Raw genomic sequence first — 22,306 nt, forward strand, 5'->3', positions numbered from 1 at the left:
TAGTAAGCGCTCACACTTAAGCAGAATCACTACTAGTCTTGCGTCCGATTTGATTTGGATCAACATATGCAACATGATCTTGTGGTTTAGCAAGGTGCTTACCTAAAGCCCAAGCATGTCCATACACCACCTCTAAGGTGAGTTTGCTGGGCAATTGAGGCAATTGAGCTTGATTTTTTTCATTGAGGGCCAGTAGATTTAACGCTTTGGCATCTGACAGCAACAGTGCATCTGAATCGTAATTCAGTTTTAAAAACTCCATATCCATTACGGGATCAGAAAAACGTTCGCCCAATAGAGCATCCCCCATATCGTGCATATCCCACGGGCTAGGCAAGTTCTCAATCTGCAATTGCTGGGCTAAAGATTCAGACTTGAGTTCTTTAGCGGTATCAGGCCCCAGATAACTCAATGTTAGTAAGCCACCCTCTTTAAGTACTCGCCAGCATTCCTTTAAGAATTGCTTGGGATCGGCCAGATTCTGAATCAAAAGAACACTCACCACCAAATCTACAGAATTACTAGGTAGATTGATTCGCCCCGTCTTCATATAGTCATTTAGAGAAACTACGGCGGTAGATTTCATCTTGGAATTCCAAAAACGAGTCAGTCTCAATTTATACAACTCAAAACTGGATAACTCACTTTCTGGCGCACAATGAAAACGAATTCCAGGAAAACGTTTTGTCAGAAAAGGGGCGTGCGCTCCAGGGAAATCTGGAATCAACAAGACATCTTTTGCCTCCAACTTCACGATGTCTAATTTTTGCAGCATGCGGCCTGCAATTTCATCCTGAAGCCATCTGATTGATTGGGTCATTGGCTCAGTATACTCAGCAGCCCATGCGGCCAATAGAGAATATTTTTCAATCGATTTGTTCTCACCTATTACCAAGCTCATGCATTGTTTGCGGGACATTTCAGCAACTCACTCTGTGTGCAGAGTGCTACGCCTTATTAGCATCTGAACAGCTATTGAATTACGAATGCTGTCAGCAATGTGGCCTTACTCTTCAAGTAGACGAACTAAAAGAAAAAACTTGTCGAGAGTGTTGCGCCAATCCACCCTACTTTGATGCAACTTACTGCCTAGATCGCTATGATGGCAAACTGCAATTTGCTTTGCATCAATTGAAATATCAGCGTCGACTTGCATATGCACATGGCTTGGCGTCTACATGGAATGCTCTGCTTGCAAAGAGCTTAGCAATAACCCAAGCAGGCTATCTTCTACCGGTACCGCTAAGCCAAGAAAAACTCTGTGCCCGAGGCTTTAATCAAAGTTGGGAGTTGGCGAGGCGGATTCTTTGCGATAAACGCATTCATAAAAACCCACACATCTTGAAGCGCCATCACAGCGACCAGCATCAGGCTCAAGGAAATCGCACCAATCGTCAAATTGCCATTCAAGACATGTTTTATATCAACCCAAGGTACCAGGGACAGCTAGAGTCTGCCTCAGTCATTGTGTTTGATGACGTCATGACTAGCGGAGCAACCTTGAATGAAATCGCCCGCGTATTGAAGGACAATGGGGCAACTCGTGTTATTAATTGGGTACTACTAAGAACACTTCGTCCATCACAAAGATCTGCCAATGTTTAACATTGTTTTATTCGAACCAGAAATTCCACCCAATACCGGTAATATCATTCGCCTGTGTGCAAACACGGGTGCAAAATTACACCTCATCGAGCCGCTTGGTTTTCCCATGGAGGATGCCAAACTTCGCAGAGCCGGATTGGACTATCACGAGTTCGCAAAAGTAAAAGTTCATAAAAACTGGGCGCAATTTCTGGTTGATGAAAAACCTCAGCCCGAGAGAATGTTTGCTCTGACTACCAAAGGATCTGGGAAGTTTCATGATGGCAACTATTTGCCAAATGACTATTTTGTTTTTGGTTCAGAAACTAAAGGCATTACCGAAGAAGTAAGAAGTTCAATTCCAATCTCCAACCAAATGCGCTTAGCAATGCAAGACAGTAGTCGCAGCTTGAATCTCTCAAATACGGTAGCGATTGTGGTTTATGAAGCATGGCGCCAAAACGGATTGCTTGGCGGAAGTTAAAACCTAGACCTCTACCTTGGGGTCGCGCCCCATGAGTTTTTTCACTGCATCATGCGGTGAGAGTTTTCCAGATAGGACCTCGCCCATCATGGCAGTGATTGGCATCTCTACACCCAAGCGAGTCGCCAGATTTCCAACTGCAGAGGCACACAGTACGCCTTCAGCAACATGTCCTAAGTTACCCAAAATTTCAGGTAAAGGTTTTCCTGCAGCAAGCGCTAAACCAACACGACGATTACGTGAGAGATCGCCAGTTGCAGTCAAAATCAAATCGCCTACGCCAGTTAATCCCATGCAGGTCTCTGGTCGTCCGCCAGCTGCCTTCACTAGACGCATCATTTCTGCAAGGCCACGAGTTAACACCGCAGCACGCGCGTTTAAGCCAAGATCTAAGCCATCGCCAATACCGGCCGCAATTGCAAGAACGTTTTTAGTTGCGCCACCCAACTCAACACCAACTAAATCATCGCTCGCATAGATACGCATATTACCGTGATGAAATGCGCCTTGAACAATATCGCATAAGGCATTCGATTTGCTAGCGATAGTTAATGCACAAGGCATACCATTACCAACTTCTTGTGCAAAACTAGGTCCCGATAATGCGCCATAAGAATGACGCATGCCATTGCTATGCAGATGATCTTCACGCTCCACTACTTGATGTGGCAATAGAGTAGTGCTGGGCTCTAAGCCCTTACATAGCCAAACAATATTCAGTGGGTGCTTTGCGAGGCGCAATACATTTGCCACTGTTTCCGATAAGCCCGACATCGGAGTAGCAATCACTAAAAGATCTTTTTCAGAGAGGCGCTCAATGGCGCGCTCAAAACTGGCTTCTAATTGCAGGCCCTTAGGCAGGATGACGCCTGGGAGATAGTCAGCATTTTCGCCAGACTTCTGAATATCCTCTAGCTGCTCAGCGCTGCGCGACCACAAACAAACGTCGCCAGACTGAAGGTGGCGCGCAGCTTGCGCGGCCATAGCTGTGCCCCATGAACCAGCTCCAAGCAGCGTCACTTTCATGATCTGTGGGCTTTGACTAATTCAGCTTAGTGAGGAAGGATGATTTTGCTTTCATCGGTAGAGCCGCTTTTCGTTGCGGTAGCTTGCGCAGCTTGCATCAGGCGATGCTCGTACATTCCGTGGAAGTTAATTTCATTCAAATGAATTGGCTGGAAACCAGCACGGCTGATAGTGTCAGCAATATTTGAGCGCAAGTAAGGATACAAAATCGTTGGACAAGCAATGCCCAACATGGGATCAATTTGCTCTGGTGGAATATTGCTAAATTCAAAAATACCTGCTTGCTTAGCCTCAACTAAAAACAGTGCCTTGCTATCTACTTTGGCAGTGACTGTCGCAATTAAAGCAACCTCAAAAATTTCGTCACCCAAACGAGTGACAGCAACATCCACCTCAACCTCAACTTGAGGCTCAGCTGCGACCAATAAAATTTGCGGTGCGTGTGGTTGCTCTAAAGACAAGTCTTTGAGGTAAATACGTTGAATGCGGAAACCTGGCTCTTTTGAGTTATCTGCTGCATCTGGAGCGGAAGTAGTTTGTTCAGTCATGGGAAACTTTCTGGGTAAATTTTTAAGCTAATAGTGAATCAAGTTGGCCGGAACGGTCTAGAGCAACTAAATCGTCATAACCGCCAACATGAGTCTCACCAATATAAATTTGTGGCACAGTGCGACGACCTGTTCGCGTCATCATTATTTCGCGCTGCGCAGGATCACGATCAATCAAGATCTTCTCTAAATTTGTAACGCCCTTCTTTTGCAAAAGCTTCTCTGCCATAACGCAATAAGGACAAACTTGGGTGCTGTACATCAAGACTGGTGGCATATCTAGACCCGCTAAGTTATTTGATTAATGGCAGAGCTGCAGCCTGCCATCCTTGAACGCCGCCATCCAAAACTGCAACTTCTAAAAATCCCAGCTTCTTTAACTCTGGAACCGATTTACGGGCACTTATACCGGATTGACAGACCAAAATGACCGGATTCTTACGGTCCAGTTTGAGCTTGTCGAGTCCAGTAGAGATTCGGTCGGCCAAGATGTGCTTTGATCCAGGCAAATGGCCCGCCTTAAAGTCTGATTCTGGACGCAAGTCCAAAACAGCCGCCTTTCGGCGATTAATCCAAATGGTTGCCTCCGAAGGCGATAAGCCTTTTCCGCTGATAAGCGTAGATAATGTAGGGAGGAAGAGCGCTGCGCCCGAAACAAACAAGAGGGCAATAAGCGCTAAATTATCAATTTGCGTGAGAAAGTTCATCACCGGATTATAGAATGGCTCTATGAAACAACTTGTCCTTATTCGTCACGGCGAATCCGCCTGGAACCTTGAAAACCGCTTTACTGGCTGGGCGGACGTTGACTTAACCCCAAAAGGCACAGAACAGGCCCTAGCTGCAGGCGAAAACCTTCTAAAAGCGGGCTATGAGTTTGATTTAGCCTACACCTCTGTACTGAGAAGAGCGATTCGCACCCTATGGCATGTTCAGGACACCATGGACCTCATGTGGTTGCCCGTAGTCCATAGCTGGAGACTAAACGAGCGGCATTATGGCGCCCTCACTGGTTTAAACAAAGCTGAAACTGCTCAGCAGTATGGAGACGCCCAGGTTCATATTTGGCGCCGTTCCTACGATGTGCGTCCACCACTCTTAGAAAGGGGTGATGAACGTAATCCGCAGAATGATCGACGTTACGAGAAACTCAATACTTCCGATATTCCTTTGGGTGAGTGCCTTAAAGATAACGTCGAGCGTGTACTACCTCTTTGGAATGAATCTATTGCTCCCGCCCTCAAAGCAGGTAAGCGCGTATTAATTGTTGCGCACGGCAATAGCATCCGCTCTTTGATTAAATATCTCGACCAGGTTTCTGACGAAGATATTATGGAAATTAATGTCCCCAATGGCATCCCGCTTGTTTATGAGCTCGATGACAATCTCAAACCCATTCAGCATTTTTATTTGGATTAAGGTAAAACAGAAGCATGCGCGTATTTTTCAAGAACTTTGCCCTAGTCTCTGTTGGCCTCATCGCCGGGGTTGCAGCCACCATCCAACTCTCTGCTACCGCCCAGCAGGGCACAACGCTACCTTTAGATGAGCTGCGCACACTATCGAACGTGTTTGCCCAAATCAAGCGTGAGTATGTTGAGCCAATTGAAGACAAGCAGTTACTGACTGATGCCGTTAAGGGCATGGTGAGCAGTCTTGATCCACACTCTACCTATCTTGATAAAAAAGATTTTTCTGAGATGCAAGAGCAAACAAGCGGCAAGTTCGCTGGCCTTGGCATTGAAATTACTTCAGAGGATGGTGTTGTTAAAGTACTCAACCCCATTGAAGACAGTCCTGCTGCGCGCGCTGGCCTGCAAGCCGGGGACCTCATTACTCGCTTAGATGACAAGCCTGTTCGTGGCATGTCTCTGGATAAAGCGGTACGCACCATGCGGGGTACTCCGGGCACAAAAATTACTTTGACGGTCTTTCGCAAAAGTGAAGAGCGCAGCTTTCCGGTAACTATTACTCGCGCTGAAATTAAAGTGCAATCCGTCAAAGCCAAAATTTTGGACAACAATATCGCCTGGGTCAGGGTAACGAGCTTTCAAGAGCGTACCGTTCCTGACCTAGCAAAAAAATTAAACGACCTTGCCACTCAAGACCCTAAGATGAAGGGCATCATTCTTGATCTCAGAAATAATGGTGGTGGCTTGTTACAAGGTGCTGTTGGTGTTGCAGCCGCCTTCTTACCGGCAGATGCCGTGATCGTCTCCACTAAAGGTCAGACAGCTGATTCAAAGCAGATATTCAATGCGACGCCAGCTATGTATCGCCTGAGTGAGCCTGGCGATCCTTTAGCTAGCGTACCTGCGATGTATAAAAAATTACCAATGGTCGTTTTAGTCAACGCCTACTCTGCTTCCGCCTCTGAAATTGTGGCTGGCGCATTACAGGATTACAAACGCGCCACCATTATCGGTAAAACCACTTTCGGTAAAGGCTCTGTTCAGACCGTCCGCCCCCTCACAAATGAGTCTGCATTAAAAATTACTACAGCCTACTACTACACACCGAGTGGCAAATCGATTCAAGCTTACGGCATTAAGCCTGACATCGCGGTTGATCAAAATAAAGATGGCGATCCCGATGATGTGCTGATTACTCGCGAGATCGACAGCGAGAAACATTTACGTAATAAGCAATCTTCAGAAGAAAAACTCGTTGCTGATCGTGAAAAGCGTCGCCTAGAAGAGTTACAACGCATTGAAGAAAAAAATGCCAAGAAGACTCCTGAAGAGAAAGAAAAAGAAAAGTCTAAGAAGCCTATCGAACTCGGTAGTGCAGATGACTTCATGCTTTCTCAAGCCGTTGCATTTATTAATGGTGAGCCTGTAAAACGCTCAGCCTCCAAGCTAGAGTAAGTTCTAGCAATGGGGTATACACATGAATGATGAGCAGCTACTTCGCTACTCGCGGCATTTATTACTAGAAGAAATTGATGTTGCGGGCCAAGAAATATTGCTTGGTTCGCACATCCTCATCATTGGTGCTGGTGGCTTGGGAAGCGCGGCAGCGCCTTATCTTGCTGCAGCTGGTGTTGGAAAAATAACGCTTGTCGATCATGACAAAGTCGAGCTCACTAATTTGCAGCGACAAATCATGCATGCCCAGAACTCCATTGGCAAAAGCAAGGTGGAATCTGGTAAACAATTTTTGCAAAGTATTAATCCCACCCTAACAATTAATGCAATTGCAGAGAAGGCAACTGATAATTTATTGAAAGACGTCTTGCCAGCAGTTCATCTTGTTCTAGATTGCACGGATAACTTTGCAACTCGCCAGCTCATTAATGCGGCTTGCTTTCGCCAAAAGGTGCCCCTTGTATCAGGATCAGCACTCAAATTTGACGGTCAATTAAGTGTCTTTGATTTTCGTCATGAAGCATCCCCCTGTTATGCCTGTCTTTTTTCTCCAGAAGATCAGTTTGAGGAAGTCAGCTGTGCCAGCATGGGTATCTTTTCCCCTCTGGTTGGCATTATTGGAGCGATGCAAGCAGCTCAAGCGTTACAAGTATTGATTGGCTTTGGTCAGCCTTTAGTGGGGAGAATGTTACTTTGGAATGCGCTCAATACTCAAATTGATGAAATTCGCATTGCTAGAAATCCCGCATGCAAGGTTTGCGGCTCTCAGCATTAGGGACTTAAGAGAGCAAGCGCTCCAATGCTTTAGCCTGCTCCTCAGGCTCGTAGGCACGCAGAACTCTAGGGACGCGGGCTTTCAATAGACCTACATTTGCCTTTAAGATCTCGCGCTTAACTAATAACAGCTGGCTAAAGTGCATTGAGAAATCTGTCAGCCCGAGCGCGAGCAATAGCTTTGTTAACGCAGGATCTCCAGCCATCTCTCCACAAATGGCAACCGGCACATCTGCGCGCTTAGCTTGATCAATGATGCTTGACAGCAAATTCAAAATAGCGGGATGCAGGGGATCGTAAAGATGTGCAACTGCATGATCTGCGCGATCGATTGCTAAGGTGTACTGAATTAAATCATTCGTACCAATAGAAAGAAAATCGAATCGATTAATAAATAAGGGTAGCATCAATGCAGCAGCAGGAATTTCAATCATTGCACCAACTTGAATATTGGGATTAAATGCTTTACCGCGCTGATGTAATTGCTGCTTTGCTTTTTCAATTAATCTAAATGTTTCATCAATCTCTTTAACATGAGCCAACATGGGGATCATAATGCGCGCTTGACCATGGGCTGATGCGCGCAAGATAGCCCTGAGTTGCGTTAAAAAGATTTCAGGCTCAGTCAGGGACCAGCGAATCGCACGCAACCCAAGTGGTGATGTACCAGTTTGAGAAATATCACCGCCGCCACCCAATGCCTTGTCGGCACCAACGTCGATGGTTCTAATATTGACAGGCAAACCATGCATTAAATCGACTACGCGACGATATTCTTGATATTGCTGCTCTTCGTCTGGCAAAGCTTGCTTGCGATCCATAAATAGAAATTCAGAGCGGAATAAGCCGACACCCACAGCACCCAACTTCACTGCCTGAATGGCATCCTCAGGCAACTCAATATTGGCAAATAATTCAATCTGAACACGATCAGCAGTTTCTGTCTTGGCGTGCTTTAACTGCTTTAGCTTGCGGGCTTCTTTTAAGGCTTGAGCTTGTAGCTTTCGATACTCAGCAAGAAGCTGCTCATCAGGCGCAACAACGACAACCCCATGTTCCCCATCCAATACTAACCAATCGCCATGACGAATCATTTCACTGGCATGTCGCACACCAACTACCGCAGGGATCTCCATGCTGCGCGCAACAATAGCGGTATGAGAAGTCTTGCCACCCAGATCTGTCACAAACCCTGTAAAGGCATGCTCTTTGAAACGCAGCATGTCATGAGGGGCAATGTCGTGCGCAACAATAATTGACTCAATACCAATATCGCTTGCTGGTAAAAAATCAGCATCATGTAGAGGGTCTTTTTTCTGAGCATTCAACGCTTTGATTACGCGCTCTGCGACCTGTCTAATATCATTAGCACGCTCTTTTAAATACGCATCCTCAATATCAGAAAATTGTTCTAAAAGATCATTGAGTTCGGTTGTTAAAGCCCAAGCTGCATTTAATCTCTGAGTGCGAATCAATTTCATTGGCTTCTCAGCTAAAGCTGGATCTGCCAGAATCATGCCGTGTACATCCAAAAACGCAGCCATTTCTTGAGGCGCATCTTTAGGCAATCCTTGACGCAATTGCGTTAACTCAAGGCGCACTTGCTCAAAAGCATCCAATAACTTTTGAACCTCAGCCTCTTCTTTGCCAACTTCAACTAAATAATGACTAACCTCTAATGCTGCACGCGATATCAGTACGGCTTTGCCAATAGCAATGCCTTTAGATACTGCTATTCCGTGTAAAGCAAAAGTCACCCTTATTCGCCCTCGCCAAATCGATCATTGATCAATGCCGTTAAAGCTTGCATCGCCTCATCCTCTTTTTCGCCAACAGTCTCTAGAGTGACGGTGCTGCCAATCCCAGCGGCCAGCATCATGACACCCATAATGCTCTTAGCATTAATCTGGCGTCCATTGCGGGATAAGAAGATTTCGCAGGGGAACTCGGCAGCAAGCTGGGATAACTTCGCAGATGCCCGAGCATGTAAGCCCAATTTGTTAATGATTTCGATTTCAGCAATAGGCATAGTGAGTCCTATTTCTCCGTAGTAACTTGCGGTGTTTTAGAGCCCAAACGCAAAATTCCATTTTGACCACCTAGAAGTGCTTTATGGGCAAGCTCTTCGAGCCCTTCACCACGATGAGAAATACAGCGCATCAGCATGGGTAGATTTAATCCGGCCAAGACAATCACGGGCGCAGTTAAACCCGATAATGGTCCCAAAGCTTCAAGCTTTGATGCCACATTTGCTGGGGTCGCGCCCATTACATCAGTCAGTATTAAAACGCCTTGGCCCGTATTGACGCCATATGCCGCTTTCAAGAGTCGGTCGAAGCTGGCTTTTGTATCTTCATGAGGCGGGATGTCGACAGCTCTTACTCTCTCTGGCGCTACACCAAATGCATGCTCAGCAAAACCCAGCATCGCACTTGCGACTGGAGTGTGAGCAACTATTACGATTCCAACCATTTTTATGCCAATGCCTTTTCAAGCGCTGTTAACCAAAATTTCGGAACATCAAATCTGCTTTGCTCAGTAATCTCTACAAAACAGGTTGGGCTAGTCACATTGATTTCTGTGACGTAAGCGCCAATTAAATCTAATCCTACCAAGAACAAGCCCCGGGCGTTCAAAATTGGGGCGAGACGTTCTGCAACCTTCCTCTCTGCATCTGTTAGCGGCATAGCAACCCCTTTGCCACCAGCAGCTAAATTACCTCGAATTTCACTTCCCTGAGGTATGCGAGCCAGCGCAAACGGCACTACCTCGCCACCGATGAGCAACACGCGTTTATCGCCTTGAGCTATCTCAGGCAAGAATCTTTGCACCATTAGAGTACGTGCACCATTCTCACCCAGTGTCTCCACAATACTGGCAAGATTTAAACCATCTGGCCCTACACGAAATACACCCATGCCACCCATGCCATCCAGGGGCTTAATGACAATATCTTGATGCTCTTGGTGAAACACTTCAATCGCACTCAGTTCACGCGTGATTAAAGTTGGGGGAATGAGTTCCGGAAACTCCGTGATAGATATCTTTTCAGAATGATCACGAATAGCCGTTGGATTATTAAATACTTTTGCACCCTGTCGAACCGCAGCAGATAACAACCAAGTGGTATTGAGATACTCGATATCAAATGGCGGATCAGTACGCATCATGACTGCGTTAAAGGTATTTAATGGGCGATCCTCTACGGGGCCTAACTCAAACCATGCTGTGCCACTTGGCTTAATGGCGAGCGACTGACAATCAGCCACTACAAAATCGTTCCTCCACAGGATGTTACGACTTTGGCAAAACCAAAGTTGATGACCAGCTTCTTGCGCAACGCGCATCATTGCCAAAGTGGAATCCTTGCTAACCTTAAATGATTCCAGTGGATCGGCAATGAAAAGAAGGTTCATCTTATGTCCGAGCATTCAGATACAGTTAGGCAGCTTCAGCATTAGGATCGGAACGCTCCAACTCTAAAGAAGCGGCTAACAAAGCCAGACGTGCAACAACTCCATACAGATAAAAACGATTGGGCGGCGCACTACCAGGCTTGGCACCCAAATCTGGCATGGAGTTTTGCTCGAATGCTAACGGTACAAAATGCATGCCTGGTGCGTTTAGATTCTCATCAGGGCCACGGTCGGTATGCACACGATAGAAGCCACCAATCACATAGCGGTCAATCATATATACCACTGGCTCTGCAACTGCTTCATTCACTTTCTCGAAGGTATATACACCCTCCTGAATTAAGACATCACTAACTTCAAGACCTTCTTTAACAACACTCATCTTGTTGCGGTCTTTGCGATTCAGATCTTTGAGTTGTGCAGGATCGTTTACCACCATGACACCCATGCCATATGTGCCAGCATCTGCTTTGACAACGACGTAAGGTTTTTCTTTAATGCCGTACTCTCGATATTTCTTAGCAGTTTTCTTGAGGACTTTCTCAACAGCAGCTTGCAACTCTTCCTCACCTTTACGCTCATGAAAGTTCACGTTAGAGCAACTAGCAAAGTAAGGGTTAATCATCCATGGATCAATATCCACTATCTTCGCAAATTTCTTAGCAACCTCATCGTAGGCTGCAAAGTGATTTGACTTGCGACGGACATGCCAACCTGCATGCAAGCCTGGCAAGAGATATTGCTCATGGAGGTTTTCTAGGATCGGAGGAATGCCTGCTGATAAATCGTTGTTTAGCAAAATAGAGCACGGATCAAAATCTTTTAAGCCTAAACGCTGCTTCTTCAAACCTAAGCGAGATAAAGGCTCCATCAAGAGGCGATTACCATCAGGCAAATCAATCCAAGTTGGTTTTTTAATTTCATCAGACAAAGTGCCCAAGCGAACATTAAGGCCTGCTTGACGCAAGATCGAAGATAGGCGTGCAATATTCTGCAAATAGAATGTATTGCGAGTATGTCGCTCAGGTATCAACAGTAAATTTTTTGCTTCCGGGCAAATCTTCTCAATTGCTGCCATAGCTGCCTGAACCGCTAAAGGCAACATCTGAGGTGAGAGGTTATTAAAACCCCCTGGAAAAAGGTTTGTATCCACTGGTGCAAGCTTAAAACCAGCATTACGCAAATCGACTGAGCAGTAGAAAGGCGGGGTGTGCTCCTGCCACTCAAGCCTAAACCAGCGCTCAATAGTTGGAGTTGCTTCTAATACCTTCGACTCGAGATCAAGAAGAGGGCCGCTAAGGGCAGTGATGAGATGTGGAACCATTTCACCATTGTAAGATTTTTAAAAGAAAGACGCGGAATCCGAGGATCCCGCGCTTAAAAACTGGGCAGCCACCCAAGGCCGCCCAGTGAGGGGTAAAAACGCTAATTAAGACTCGTAAGCGGACTCACCGTGGGAACTGATATCCAAACCTTCGCGCTCTTCATCTTCCTTAACGCGCAAGCCAATCACGATATCCACCAATTTGAAGGCGATATAAGAAACTACGCCAGACCAAATTAGGGTAACAATGACACCTTGGCTCTGAATCCACAATTGGCTAGCAATAGAGTAATCAGGGGCTGCAGCATTAGCTACGTAATCCCAAATACCTGTTCCACCTAAGGCTGGATCTGCGAACACACCAGTTAACAAAGCGCCTAAGATACCGCCAACGCCATGCACACCGAATACGTCCAAGCTGTCGTCTGAACCCAACATCTTCTTGAGACCAGAAACACCCCATAAGCAAACCACGCCGGCAAGAGCACCGATCACGATTGCACCCATTGGGCCAACAAAACCAGCAGCCGGAGTAATTGCAACTAAACCACCTACGCAACCAGATGCAGCACCTAACATGGAAGGCTTGCCTTTAGTAATCCACTCAGCAAATGACCAGCCCAACACTGCAGCAGCTGTTGCCAACAATGTGTTTACGAATGCCAATACTGCACTGCCGTTTGCTTCGAGAGCAGAGCCAGCATTGAAGCCAAACCAACCGAACCACAAGAGTGAGGCGCCAATCATGACGAACACTAAGTTGTGCGGCTTCATTGCTTCTTTACCGTAACCCAAACGTTTGCCGACTACAAATGAACCTACCAAACCTGCAATCGCAGCATTGATGTGAACAACGGTACCGCCAGCAAAGTCGAGAACACCCTTTTGCCATAACCAACCAGCGCGAGCTGTAATAGCTTCAAGTGATGCAGCATCTTTGATGTCATCAGGACCAGGCCAGAACCAAACCATGTGAGCGATTGGTAAGTAGCTGAAAGTGAACCACAAAATCACAAACAAAATAATTGCAGAAAATTTTGCACGCTCAGCAAACGCACCAACGATCAAGCAGCAAGTAATGGTTGCAAATGCAGCTTGGAAGGCCATAAACACAAACTCAGGAATCACAACACCCTTACTAAAGGTAGCTGCAACCGAGTCTGGAGTAATGCCCTGCAAGAACAAGCGATCTAGTCCACCAATGAACGCACCGCCTTCACTAAATGCAAAGCTATATCCATAAAGTGCCCATAAAACAGTTACTAATGAAAAGACAAACATGCACTGTACGAGTACAGAAAGAATGTTCTTGCTGCGTGTTAAGCCGCCGTAGAACAGAGCCAAACCAGGCAATGTCATCAAGATTACCAATGCAGTACACACCAATAACCAAGCTGTATCACCTTTATTTGGGACTAATGCAGGAGCAGCAGCAACTGCAGCTGCGGCCGCGGCGGCAACTGGCTTAGCTTCATCAGCAAAAGCTGGCGAAGCTACCATCACGCTAGTTGTACCAATAGCCAAGGCCATTGCGCTTCCAGCTAGGAGTCGTTTCATCCAAGTTAACATTTTGAACCTCTCTTTAAAGTGCTGACGCACCGGTTTCACCGGTACGAATACGAATGACGTGTTCAACTGGTGAGACAAAAATCTTGCCATCGCCAATCTTTCCAGTACGAGCAGATTTTTCAATTGCTTCAATCGCTCGCTCCAAGATGCCATCTTCAACAGCAGCTTCAATTTTTACTTTTGGCAAAAAGTCGACTACATACTCTGCACCGCGATACAACTCGGTGTGACCTTTTTGACGACCAAAGCCTTTAACTTCAGTGACGGTAATACCCGAAACTCCCACTTCCGAGAGAGCTTCGCGCACTTCGTCAAGCTTGAAGGGCTTGATGATTGCGGTAATTAATTTCATAAGTTTCTCCGTTCAGAGGAAGGAATTAAAATACTTTGGTGAGGGAAACTACAGCGCCTGGACGACCCGCAGAGCTCTGCATACCAGCACCAGGAGCTGTCCAAGTATTCCACCAGTTCGGGTTTGCATTTGTACTTACATAAGCAGCAGATAATGAAAGTCCAGCCCCAAAGTCTTTAGTAGCGCCCAACTTAAAGTCGGTGTAACTAATATTGCTTGGAGTTTGCGAAAACAGACCAGACGAAGTTGCAGGTTGTCCTGCAATGTACTGATATCCAACGTGGCCATTTAAGCTAATGCCCCAGATCCCCGTATCGTAATTTGCAGTAAGGTCAGGGTAGAAAGATCCAGCACTATTTGGAATACCGAAAATATTAGTCAGAGAATAATTCAACTTAACAAAACCAGTTACTGGCCCAAAAGTAAAGTTTTGTGCAGCATACAGTTCAGTAGTATTTGGATTAAGCATTGCACCGTTGTAATTGCCGCCAGTTTGGTTATAGTAGTACTGAAGAACACCAAAATCCGAAGCAAAGCCTTCGGCAATTAAATCCTTCTTGAAACCGCCATAGAAGTCCATTTCAATTGGTGCTTTGATGCCATTGTTTGTAGTGTTTGACACCCAATTAATTGAGCTGTTCCAGTTACCAATGTATAGACCGCTCTCATGGGCATAATCAAAACCACCCTGAATGGCTGGTTGATAATTGGACTGAGAGATGCCGCGGTAACGATAGTCATTAGTCACAGTAACGTTAGCTGTAATTGGGCTGACTTCTGGAGCATCAGCAGCAATTGCTGACTGAGTAGCTAGACCGCTTAATAAGCCAGATGCTGCTAGAGCGATGGCTGTCTTTTGAATAATTTTCATGTGTTACTCCTTGCTGTGTGTAATGAAAAAAGGGATAAATGCTTTATTGCATGGAGTGATCATGAATCTCGGAGCCTCTTTCAATTTGGTGCAATTCCCCTAAATAAGGCTTATGCACCCCATTAGTGCTTACATTTGCACCAATTCGGTTCATTTTGGTACAACTGCAGCATTTTTGACTGGTTTCAGCTGTTTTTGACTCAACAACATAAAATGTTGACTGTGTCTTTTATGCAACTTTCAATAGAACGGCGGGCAGCATTATGCAAAAAACAGGCGAAATCCTAGAACAAATCCAGCGCATTGCTAGCGATATGCAAAACAAGGTTGGGGATGCTATTCGTAACTCACCTGCACAAGAGATTGAAAAGAATGTGCGCGCTATGATGAATCAAGGTTTCCAGAAAATGGACCTAGTGACTCGTGAAGAGTTTGATTTGCAATCGAAGGTATTAGCAAAGACCAGAGAAAAGCTAGAAGCACTAGAAGCTAAAGTGGCCGCCTTAGAAAAGTCTTAATCTGAATTTTCGTTTCGTCTGGAAACTATTCTGGACGGAACTCGTCAAAGAAGTTGACGTATGCCTCTTCAGAGAAAAACTGTTTTGCATCTACCCTTGCTGGTGCTGTATGCAAAACGGAGATTTGATAAATCCATACTCCGTTATCCGGCGCAACTCTGGTAATCCAACGTACACGCATTGACTGCTCTACTGCACCAGTAGATTTAAATTCTAAGAAGTAATCCTTAGTCGCAATACGCTGTTTATTGGCTGTCTGATATAGAGCATCAACACTAAGTGCACTCTCTAAACTGACATTCGCACGATTCAATAAGTTGCCCTGTAGTTGCTCTAATAATTTAGGTGCCAGTGTGGCTTGATCCTTACTCAAATGAATCGTACTCACTGAATAAATATCATCCTCAATTTTTACCGCTTCTAGAGTTTGTGGAATTTCTTGATTTTGATATGGGAGTTTTCGTTGAATCTTTTCAGGCTTGCCTGGAAATAAAGCACTATAGCGATCTTGCGGAGACTGCACTGTCCTCCAATCTAGCTTCGGACTACAAGCAGAAAGTAGCAATGCAAGCGCTAGAACTACACCAAACTTATGGAGCATATGTTTAGACAACACCTGCACTATGTGCTTGTTGATCAGCATGGTAGCTAGAGCGCACCATCGCACCCACAGCGGCATGAGAGAAGCCCATGGCATAAGCCTCTTCCTCAAAATGCTTAAACACATCTGGATGAACATATCGCTGCACTGGGAGGTGGTGACCTGAAGGCGCCAGATACTGTCCAATAGTCAGCATGTCGATATTGTGCTCACGCATATCACGCATGACTTCTAAGATCTCTTCGTCAGTCTCACCTAATCCAACCATCAATCCACTCTTGGTTGGAATGTGGGGGAAGCGCTCCTTAAAGTCTTTCAACAGTTTCAGTGAGTGTGCATAGTCAGCACCAGGACGCGCCTGCTTGTACAAACGCGGTACGGTTTCTAAATTGTGATTCATAACATCGGGCAGACCTTGAGGTGCATGCTCAGAAAAAATATCTAAAGCCTTGTCTAGGCGACCGCGGAAGTCTGGAACCAACACCTCAATACGGGTGCCTGGAGATAGATCACGTGATTGAGAAATGCAGTCCACGTAATGCATGGCGCCACCATCGCGCAAATCATCACGATCGACACTCGTAATCACCACATAATTGAGTTTTAAAGCGGCGATGGTGCGCGCTAAGTTGCCAGGCTCTTTGGTATCCAGCGGATCCGGTCTGCCGTGACCCACATCACAAAACGGACAACGACGCGTACATTTGTCACCCATGATCATGAAGGTAGCAGTGCCTTTGCCAAAGCACTCACCAATATTGGGGCAGCTTGCTTCTTCGCAAACCGTTACTAACTCGTTCTCACGAAGAATTTTTTTGATCTCAGAAAAACGTGAATTATTAGAAGCAGCCTTTACACGAATCCAATCAGGCTTTTTGAGCACCTGCTCTAGGGGCACGATCTTGATTGGAATACGCGCAGTTTTCTCGCTCGACTTTTGCTTTCGGGAAGCATCGTAATTCAGGTCTTGGCGACTATTGCCAGTGGCGGCAGTGTCGAGATCCGGCTTATTGGTGGTCATGATGAAGTCAGTTGCTTTTGCAAATGCCCTAAAAGGGTTTGGCTAATGATGTCTATATTGTCCTTGATCCCAAGGGTTTGCATATCAACCGTCCTTAAGCCCTCATACCCACATGGGTGAATACGGGAAAAAGCCTCTAAATCAGTCGATACATTCAGGGCAAGCCCATGATAGGAGCATCCTTTTGAGACCTTCAGACCCAAAGCAGCAATCTTTGCACCCCGATACTCGGATGAAACTAGACTCTGCTGGGAGATATAAATACCTGGGGCACCAGCATGTCTTTCTGCCTGAATACCAAAATCAGCCAGAGTGTCAATTAAAGCTTGCTCAATTCGGGAGACAAGCTCTTTTACAAAAATCCCTAAGCGCCGGAGGTCGAGCATTAGATACGCCACGATTTGACCAGGGCCATGATAAGTAATCTCACCGCCGCGATCCACCTGCACTAAGGGAATTTGATTGCTAGGGGAATGTAAATTACTCGCATCTCCCGCCAAACCCAAAGTGAATACTGGAGGATGCTCCAAAATCCAAATTTCGTCTGGAGTTTCAGCATCTCGCTGCTGCGTAAAATCGCGCATCGCTTGATAGGTAGTCTCATAATCAGCTACCCCTAAATTTTTTACTAAAAAACTCATGCAAATAATTTAGAGGACAACACTAACCAAAGGATGCGTGGATAAAGTGCGATACAGCTCATCTAATTGCTCGCGGCTGGTTGCAGTGATCGGCAAAGTAATGCCCAAATAATTTCCATCTTTAGAAGGTCGTTGCTCAACCTTGCTCTCATCAAGGGTGGGGTCAAATTGACGGGCAATATGCAAAATTGCTGGCAAGTATTCTGGATTGGTTTTACCCATCACCTTAATAGGAAACTCAGATGGATATTCAATAAGAGATTTTCTATCTTCAGTCATGTATTGATCTTTCTAATTTGCTTGGTAGTTTATTGATTGCGATGATCAGGCATACCTAACCAAGCACCGGTGATGATGTTACGTATGCAATGTAGACGTCGGTGGAAAAAATGATCTGCGCCTGGCACTACCTGAACAGTTAATTCTTGAGGACGCGCCCAATCTAAGACATCGATCAAGGGAATAGTTTCATCCACCTCGCCATGAATCAAAATCGTATCGGCAGGTACAGGTGCCAAGACCCACTTACCTGCAGCACTTCCGACCATGACGAGTCGTTCAGCTGGGCGTCCAAGTTCTGACAAACGTTGCACTAAATGAGTCCCAACAAAACTTCCAAATGAGAAACCAGAAACGACTAAAGGCAAAGTATTTGCAGTCTGGGTCCACGCTTGTTGTGAGCTAGCTTCAAATTGATTCCAGCTTGAGGGAGTTCGCATCCAATCAGTGACATGCAGTAGATCTTCCATCTCGCCAATACCGTCATCATGCACACCAGCAGTAGCCCCTACGCCTCGAAAATTCGGACGAACACTGACGTAACCCAACTGATTAAAAGCACGCGCCATGGTTTGTGCGACTTTGTTATCCATCGTTCCACCCATTAACGGATGAGGATGGGCAACTAGGGCTAAACCCCTCACTAAAAAATCAGTATTCGTTTTTAACTCATCCGGTAGGTCAATCGACATTTCGATTTGACCCACAACACCATCAATATGAATGATTTTTGTACGGCTATTCATGGAAACGCTTTCTGAAATCTTTTTAAGCTAACTGCAAACGCTCTACTGGGCGCCCCTGCACTAAGTGTGACTGAATAATTTCTTCAATATCTTCAGTGTCGACAAATGTGTACCAAATACCCTCTGGATAAATTACTGCTACCGGTCCATCAGCGCAGCGATCTAAACATCCTGCCTTGTTTATGCGAATTTTTCCTGGGCCTGATAAACCCAACTCTTTCACACGACTTTTTGCATACTCAAATAATGCAAATGCATTATGACGATCGCAACAATCTTCGCCATTCTTACGCTGGTTTAGGCAGAAAAAAACATGGTGCTTAAAGCTCATACATTATCTCAATCAAGTTTTTGAATTAAAGGTAGTTCGATTTCGGAGTGCCCAAATTAACGCCAATGGCAACCATACTACTGAAACCCATTGCATTAGTTCATTAAAGTGTAATAGCCGGCCCTGGTACCACTGCCGTAATGTCAAAATGAAGTAAGGATTGTCTGGTAGGAGATTAATTGCCAGGGTTGCACTCAACAAACAAGTGATCGCAAGCCAAACTTTATTGCTGACAGATAACCGCAGGGCCCATTTCAGCAGCAGGCTTCCCAGCACCATCCCCCAGATAGCGCCAGCCGTGAGCCACAACAAGCTAAATACTGCTCCGAATTGCAATGCCGTAAAGGCAATTTTTACTATAACGGTGAAGCAAAGCAAGCCATTCAAGATTTTCCACTGGGGAGCTTTTGTACGCATCCCTAGCGATAGTAAAAGCCCGGCACCCAACCAGCAGACCGCTGTAATGATGGATTCCTGTACAACATGGTTTATCACCATAGTTCCCCAGTCAACCGAGGCAAAAATCGCATGTCCCCATACTCCAGTTCCAAGCCAAGAACTCTGCGGGTAGATCTGAGTCCAAGGAAAAAGGAGAAACAGGGCGCAAGCGGCCCAGTTCAATCCAAACCATTGGTCAAAACGACGGCGCACCACACTACCAGAGAGCCACTGAGGACCTAAGGGGATAGCCAGCAGGCCGCCTAACAAAGCGCCCAATACATTGGCCCACCAATCCATTTGGCTCGGTATCCGGGTGGGTAGCCAGGTTTGCAAGGACTCCACGCTCAATGCTAAAACTGCACTCAAGCCCAAAGCAATTCCTAAGGCAACAAAATTACGCCAACGCGGATAACAGGCAAAGACCAACATAAATCCCAGGGGAATATAGGCCAAGATATTGACCGAGACATCAAATAGCGTGATGAAGCGAGGCAAAGGGGCATCTAACCACGCTAATGCAGCAATACCATTGTCAAAGTGGAAATCAAAGGGATTGAGGCTGACATAAAGGATTAAAAGCGCGTAGCTCAAACTAATGGCCCTAGCTAAGGGCATCGCCTGGAGGGGCCAAACAAACTTGCGAGGACGCTGATCTTCGTGATGCATTCCCTTATTCTAGGTCAGCTAGGCTAGATCTTTCTACAATAGGAAAATGAATCCGAATTGCATCCTAGAACGTGTTGCTAGCACTAAATCGACCAATGATGATTTATTGGCCCGCTGGCGCGCAGGGGAATTAATCGATCCTGTTGCTCGCATTGCCCACGAGCAGACTTCTGGCAAAGGCAGGGCTGGAAGGGCTTGGCTTTCCAGCCCACAAGACACCCTATGCTTCTCCTTGGCCTACCCATTCAATAAGCGCCCTAATGAGCTTAGCGGACTCAGTTTAGTAATAGGGCTGGCAGTCGTCTCCGGCATTGCTGAGGCTCTAGGCACCAATGAACACGCACTCTATCAGCAAGGTTTAAGGCTAAAGTGGCCAAACGATTTACTGCTAAATCATTCCAAACTTGGTGGCATTCTGATTGAAGGTGGGCAAAGCAACCCAAGCTCACCTACGTGGATGGTGATCGGGCTGGGCCTAAATCTACGCAATGCATTAGTGCTTGCAAAGAATCTGGATACCCAATCCTCACTTGGTGTTGCTGCTTTGGATCAACTCGTTCCCCACCAAACACCTCTTCCTGATACTGAGTTTATTTGGCTAAAACTCATTGATTCATTTGATAAGCATTTAGCTCAATTTAAGCAACATGGATTTGGCTATTTTAAAAATTCATGGGCGCAGTGGGATGCATATAACAATCAATCTGTTTGCATATCAGGCGCAGGCAAAGAGCCTATCATCGGAATTTCTGCTGGTGTTGATGACGCTGGTGCATTAATCCTAAAGCAGCAGGACAAATCTATTGTCATTCATGCAGGCGATGTTTCTTTGCGAGTGCAATCATGAGTCTCTATTTGGTATTTGATCTTGGTAATACTCGGTTGAAGTGGGCTGCTGTCGAATCAACACAAAACATTTCAGACCGCAACAAAAAACTGTGGGCATATTCTGGATCGATTAGCAACAAGTCATTCAAATCACCCGAGCTACGAGCTGAGCTATCCGACTATATTTCTAAAACATTACCAAAGCCAGATGCAATTGCATTTTGCTGTGTGGCGGGCAATACTGCCATTGAAAATCTACGCAGCCTATTTCCGCAATGGCAAGAGCTTGAGTGGAAGCAGTTTTCAGGTAGTAGTACTTATGAGGGTGTACGCACACTCTATCAAGACCCAAGCAAGCTGGGCGCAGACCGATGGGCTGCACTGATTGGGGCAAGAGCACTCTCCAATACCAATACGCTGGTGATTAACGCTGGAACTGCCACGACCATTGACCTACTGGGCGGTAACGGCGTTCACTACGGTGGCTGGATCTTACCGGGTCTTAGCTTGATGCATGAGAGCCTTCAACAAAATACTGCCCAACTTCCATTAGTAGTTCGCCCTAGTAAGCCTGAAACACAAGGGGGCTTTGGCATAACAACGGATGAAGCTATTACCGGAGGGTGTGATGCGGCTCAAATGGGAGCAATACTGCAAGCAGTGTATTTAGCCAAAGCAATGAATCATCCTGTCGAACGAATTTGGCTTGACGGTGGTAATGCCAAAATTTTGGCAAATGCAATTAAACAATTTCCTGAGCTAGCGGCCTTACCCATTGAGCCTATCGAAGGCTTGGTACTGCGTGGACTTTGGGCTTGGCTCTTGCAAAATCTTTGAGTACTAGCTCTTTTTAATTTACTGTGCTTAGCTAGCGCGAATCTTACCCAGTAGCGTTGTAGTAGATCGCTCATATAAAAATGGAATAGCGACTGCTTTGCCACCCCAGGTTTTTACCAAACGCGTTTCTTCTAGGGTGTCGATCTCATAATCTCCACCCTTAACGTAGATATCCGGATGAATTTTTGCAATCAGATTCACTGGGGTCTGCTCCGTAAATAATACGGTTAAATCTACACTCTCTAACGCCGCCAATAAAGCCTGGCGGTCAGCCTCGGTATTAATAGGCCTGTCATCGCCCTTACCCAACATTTTGACCGAGGCATCTGAGTTCACGCCCACGACCAGACTCGCTCCTAATGCTCGCGCTTGAGCCAAGTAACTAGCATGTCCGCGGTGCAAAATATCAAAGACGCCGTTCGTAAACACCAAAGGTCTTGGAAGTTCGGAAATACGAGCCTCCAGGTCTGCCAGCGCGCAGACTTTGGACTCAAAAGAAGGTAAAGGTAGGGAGCTCATAGCGTCATATTAATGGCATTGAGCCAGGATCAACGATATTTGCCAGAATGTCTTAGACTTGGA

General features: G+C 45.9%; 29 protein-coding genes. 8 read left to right on the top strand and 21 right to left on the bottom strand.

All coding sequences use genetic code 11. The features are described from left to right. Positions 1-16: 16 nt before the first annotated feature. Positions 17-820 (bottom strand): class I SAM-dependent methyltransferase, encoded by an 804-nt coding sequence (locus FD975_RS09525; protein ID WP_251371191.1) that lies wholly within the window; start codon positions 818-820, stop codon positions 17-19. 155 nt (positions 821-975) lie between these two features. On the opposite strand from FD975_RS09525, the gene FD975_RS09530 reads away from it, so the two are divergent. Both FD975_RS09530 and trmL read left to right on the top strand, forming a co-directional pair. Continuing rightward, complete coding sequence (locus FD975_RS09530; RefSeq protein WP_251371192.1) at positions 976-1,605, top strand: ComF family protein; 630 nt, start codon at positions 976-978, stop codon at positions 1,603-1,605. Further along, positions 1,598-2,068 (top strand): tRNA (uridine(34)/cytosine(34)/5-carboxymethylaminomethyluridine(34)-2'-O)-methyltransferase TrmL, encoded by a 471-nt coding sequence (gene trmL, locus FD975_RS09535; protein ID WP_215302151.1) that lies wholly within the window; start codon positions 1,598-1,600, stop codon positions 2,066-2,068. Before FD975_RS09530 ends, trmL begins: the two co-directional genes overlap by 8 nt. A 3-nt stretch (positions 2,069-2,071) precedes the next feature. Here trmL and FD975_RS09540 read toward each other — a convergent pair whose 3' ends face one another. From FD975_RS09540 to FD975_RS09555, 4 genes are read right to left on the bottom strand one after another with little or no spacing between them, the layout of a single operon-like run. Then, on the bottom strand, positions 2,072-3,094 hold the full coding sequence (locus FD975_RS09540; protein ID WP_215302152.1) for an NAD(P)H-dependent glycerol-3-phosphate dehydrogenase: 1,023 nt from the start codon (positions 3,092-3,094) through the stop codon (positions 2,072-2,074). A gap of 26 nt (positions 3,095-3,120) precedes the next feature. Continuing rightward, positions 3,121-3,642: a protein-export chaperone SecB gene (gene secB, locus FD975_RS09545; protein WP_215302153.1), complete on the bottom strand. Its 522-nt coding sequence runs from the start codon at positions 3,640-3,642 to the stop codon at positions 3,121-3,123. A 22-nt stretch (positions 3,643-3,664) separates the two neighbouring features. Further along, a complete protein-coding gene (gene grxC / locus FD975_RS09550) occupies positions 3,665-3,919 on the bottom strand; it encodes a glutaredoxin 3 (protein ID WP_215302154.1) in 255 nt (84 codons plus the stop codon). Positions 3,920-3,935: 16 nt separating this feature from the next. Further along, complete coding sequence (locus FD975_RS09555; RefSeq protein WP_215302155.1) at positions 3,936-4,349, bottom strand: rhodanese-like domain-containing protein; 414 nt, start codon at positions 4,347-4,349, stop codon at positions 3,936-3,938. 22 nt (positions 4,350-4,371) lie between these two features. Between FD975_RS09555 and gpmA the strand changes: the two genes are divergently transcribed. From gpmA to FD975_RS09570, 3 genes are read left to right on the top strand one after another with little or no spacing between them, the layout of a single operon-like run. Beyond that, the gene (gpmA, locus tag FD975_RS09560) at positions 4,372-5,061 is read left to right on the top strand and encodes a 2,3-diphosphoglycerate-dependent phosphoglycerate mutase (RefSeq protein ID WP_215302156.1); all 690 of its coding nucleotides are present in this window, start codon (positions 4,372-4,374) and stop codon (positions 5,059-5,061) included. Between the two features lie 14 nt (positions 5,062-5,075). Continuing rightward, positions 5,076-6,509: a S41 family peptidase gene (locus FD975_RS09565; RefSeq protein WP_215302158.1), complete on the top strand. Its 1,434-nt coding sequence runs from the start codon at positions 5,076-5,078 to the stop codon at positions 6,507-6,509. Positions 6,510-6,531: 22 nt separating this feature from the next. Next, positions 6,532-7,284 (top strand): molybdopterin-synthase adenylyltransferase MoeB, encoded by a 753-nt coding sequence (locus FD975_RS09570; RefSeq protein ID WP_215302159.1) that lies wholly within the window; start codon positions 6,532-6,534, stop codon positions 7,282-7,284. A gap of 4 nt (positions 7,285-7,288) precedes the next feature. Here FD975_RS09570 and ptsP read toward each other — a convergent pair whose 3' ends face one another. The 8 genes from ptsP to FD975_RS09610 all read right to left on the bottom strand — a co-directional run bounded on the left by ptsP (position 7,289) and on the right by FD975_RS09610 (position 14,815). Next, entirely contained in the window at positions 7,289-9,040 is a 1,752-nt protein-coding gene (gene ptsP / locus FD975_RS09575) for a phosphoenolpyruvate--protein phosphotransferase (RefSeq protein WP_215302160.1), read from the bottom strand. 2 nt (positions 9,041-9,042) lie between these two features. Beyond that, the gene (locus tag FD975_RS09580) at positions 9,043-9,312 is read right to left on the bottom strand and encodes an HPr family phosphocarrier protein (RefSeq protein WP_215302161.1); all 270 of its coding nucleotides are present in this window, start codon (positions 9,310-9,312) and stop codon (positions 9,043-9,045) included. A gap of 8 nt (positions 9,313-9,320) precedes the next feature. Further along, positions 9,321-9,755 carry a PTS sugar transporter subunit IIA gene (locus FD975_RS09585; RefSeq protein WP_215302162.1) on the bottom strand — a complete coding sequence of 145 codons (435 nt, stop codon included), beginning with the start codon at positions 9,753-9,755 and terminating at the stop codon, positions 9,321-9,323. 2 nt (positions 9,756-9,757) lie between these two features. Then, the gene (gene gshB, locus FD975_RS09590) at positions 9,758-10,699 is read right to left on the bottom strand and encodes a glutathione synthase (protein WP_215302163.1); all 942 of its coding nucleotides are present in this window, start codon (positions 10,697-10,699) and stop codon (positions 9,758-9,760) included. A 25-nt stretch (positions 10,700-10,724) separates the two neighbouring features. Beyond that, a complete protein-coding gene (gene gshA, locus FD975_RS09595; RefSeq protein ID WP_215302164.1) occupies positions 10,725-12,023 on the bottom strand; it encodes a glutamate--cysteine ligase in 1,299 nt (432 codons plus the stop codon). A gap of 105 nt (positions 12,024-12,128) precedes the next feature. After that, the gene (locus FD975_RS09600) at positions 12,129-13,592 is read right to left on the bottom strand and encodes an ammonium transporter (protein ID WP_215302165.1); all 1,464 of its coding nucleotides are present in this window, start codon (positions 13,590-13,592) and stop codon (positions 12,129-12,131) included. 13 nt (positions 13,593-13,605) lie between these two features. Then, a complete protein-coding gene (locus FD975_RS09605; RefSeq protein ID WP_011903792.1) occupies positions 13,606-13,944 on the bottom strand; it encodes a P-II family nitrogen regulator in 339 nt (112 codons plus the stop codon). Between the two features lie 25 nt (positions 13,945-13,969). Further along, positions 13,970-14,815, bottom strand: a complete 846-nt coding sequence (locus FD975_RS09610) for a TorF family putative porin (protein ID WP_215302166.1) — start codon at positions 14,813-14,815, stop codon at positions 13,970-13,972. 263 nt (positions 14,816-15,078) lie between these two features. Here FD975_RS09610 and FD975_RS09615 point away from each other — a divergent pair, with 263 nt between their 5' ends. Next, entirely contained in the window at positions 15,079-15,333 is a 255-nt protein-coding gene (locus tag FD975_RS09615) for an accessory factor UbiK family protein (protein ID WP_215302167.1), read from the top strand. A gap of 25 nt (positions 15,334-15,358) precedes the next feature. Here FD975_RS09615 and FD975_RS09620 read toward each other — a convergent pair whose 3' ends face one another. The 7 genes from FD975_RS09620 to FD975_RS09650 are packed head-to-tail and all read right to left on the bottom strand — an operon-like array spanning position 15,359 to position 20,059. After that, positions 15,359-15,934 (bottom strand): hypothetical protein, encoded by a 576-nt coding sequence (locus FD975_RS09620; RefSeq protein WP_215302168.1) that lies wholly within the window; start codon positions 15,932-15,934, stop codon positions 15,359-15,361. Positions 15,935-15,938: 4 nt separating this feature from the next. Further along, positions 15,939-16,955 (bottom strand): lipoyl synthase, encoded by a 1,017-nt coding sequence (gene lipA, locus FD975_RS09625; RefSeq protein WP_215302169.1) that lies wholly within the window; start codon positions 16,953-16,955, stop codon positions 15,939-15,941. After that, complete coding sequence (gene lipB / locus FD975_RS09630; protein WP_215302170.1) at positions 16,952-17,596, bottom strand: lipoyl(octanoyl) transferase LipB; 645 nt, start codon at positions 17,594-17,596, stop codon at positions 16,952-16,954. Before lipB ends, lipA begins: the two co-directional genes overlap by 4 nt. A gap of 9 nt (positions 17,597-17,605) precedes the next feature. Further along, on the bottom strand, positions 17,606-17,875 hold the full coding sequence (locus tag FD975_RS09635) for a YbeD family protein (RefSeq protein WP_114654086.1): 270 nt from the start codon (positions 17,873-17,875) through the stop codon (positions 17,606-17,608). 29 nt (positions 17,876-17,904) lie between these two features. Continuing rightward, a complete protein-coding gene (locus tag FD975_RS09640) occupies positions 17,905-18,621 on the bottom strand; it encodes an alpha/beta hydrolase (protein WP_215302171.1) in 717 nt (238 codons plus the stop codon). A gap of 22 nt (positions 18,622-18,643) precedes the next feature. Continuing rightward, a complete protein-coding gene (locus tag FD975_RS09645) occupies positions 18,644-18,952 on the bottom strand; it encodes a ferredoxin (RefSeq protein ID WP_215302172.1) in 309 nt (102 codons plus the stop codon). A gap of 12 nt (positions 18,953-18,964) precedes the next feature. After that, entirely contained in the window at positions 18,965-20,059 is a 1,095-nt protein-coding gene (locus FD975_RS09650) for a VanZ family protein (RefSeq protein WP_215302174.1), read from the bottom strand. A 46-nt stretch (positions 20,060-20,105) separates the two neighbouring features. On the opposite strand from FD975_RS09650, the gene FD975_RS09655 reads away from it, so the two are divergent. After that, positions 20,106-20,906: a biotin--[acetyl-CoA-carboxylase] ligase gene (locus tag FD975_RS09655; protein ID WP_215302175.1), complete on the top strand. Its 801-nt coding sequence runs from the start codon at positions 20,106-20,108 to the stop codon at positions 20,904-20,906. Beyond that, positions 20,903-21,724, top strand: coding sequence for a type III pantothenate kinase (locus tag FD975_RS09660; protein ID WP_215302176.1), 822 nt, complete (start codon positions 20,903-20,905; stop codon positions 21,722-21,724). Before FD975_RS09655 ends, FD975_RS09660 begins: the two co-directional genes overlap by 4 nt. Before the next feature lie 27 nt (positions 21,725-21,751). Here FD975_RS09660 and rfaE2 read toward each other — a convergent pair whose 3' ends face one another. After that, positions 21,752-22,243 (bottom strand): D-glycero-beta-D-manno-heptose 1-phosphate adenylyltransferase, encoded by a 492-nt coding sequence (rfaE2, locus tag FD975_RS09665; protein WP_215302177.1) that lies wholly within the window; start codon positions 22,241-22,243, stop codon positions 21,752-21,754. Positions 22,244-22,306: the final 63 nt, after the last annotated feature.

This window comes from Polynucleobacter sp. AP-Jannik-300A-C4 (assembly GCF_018688335.1).
Taxonomy (GTDB): Bacteria; Pseudomonadota; Gammaproteobacteria; order Burkholderiales; family Burkholderiaceae; genus Polynucleobacter.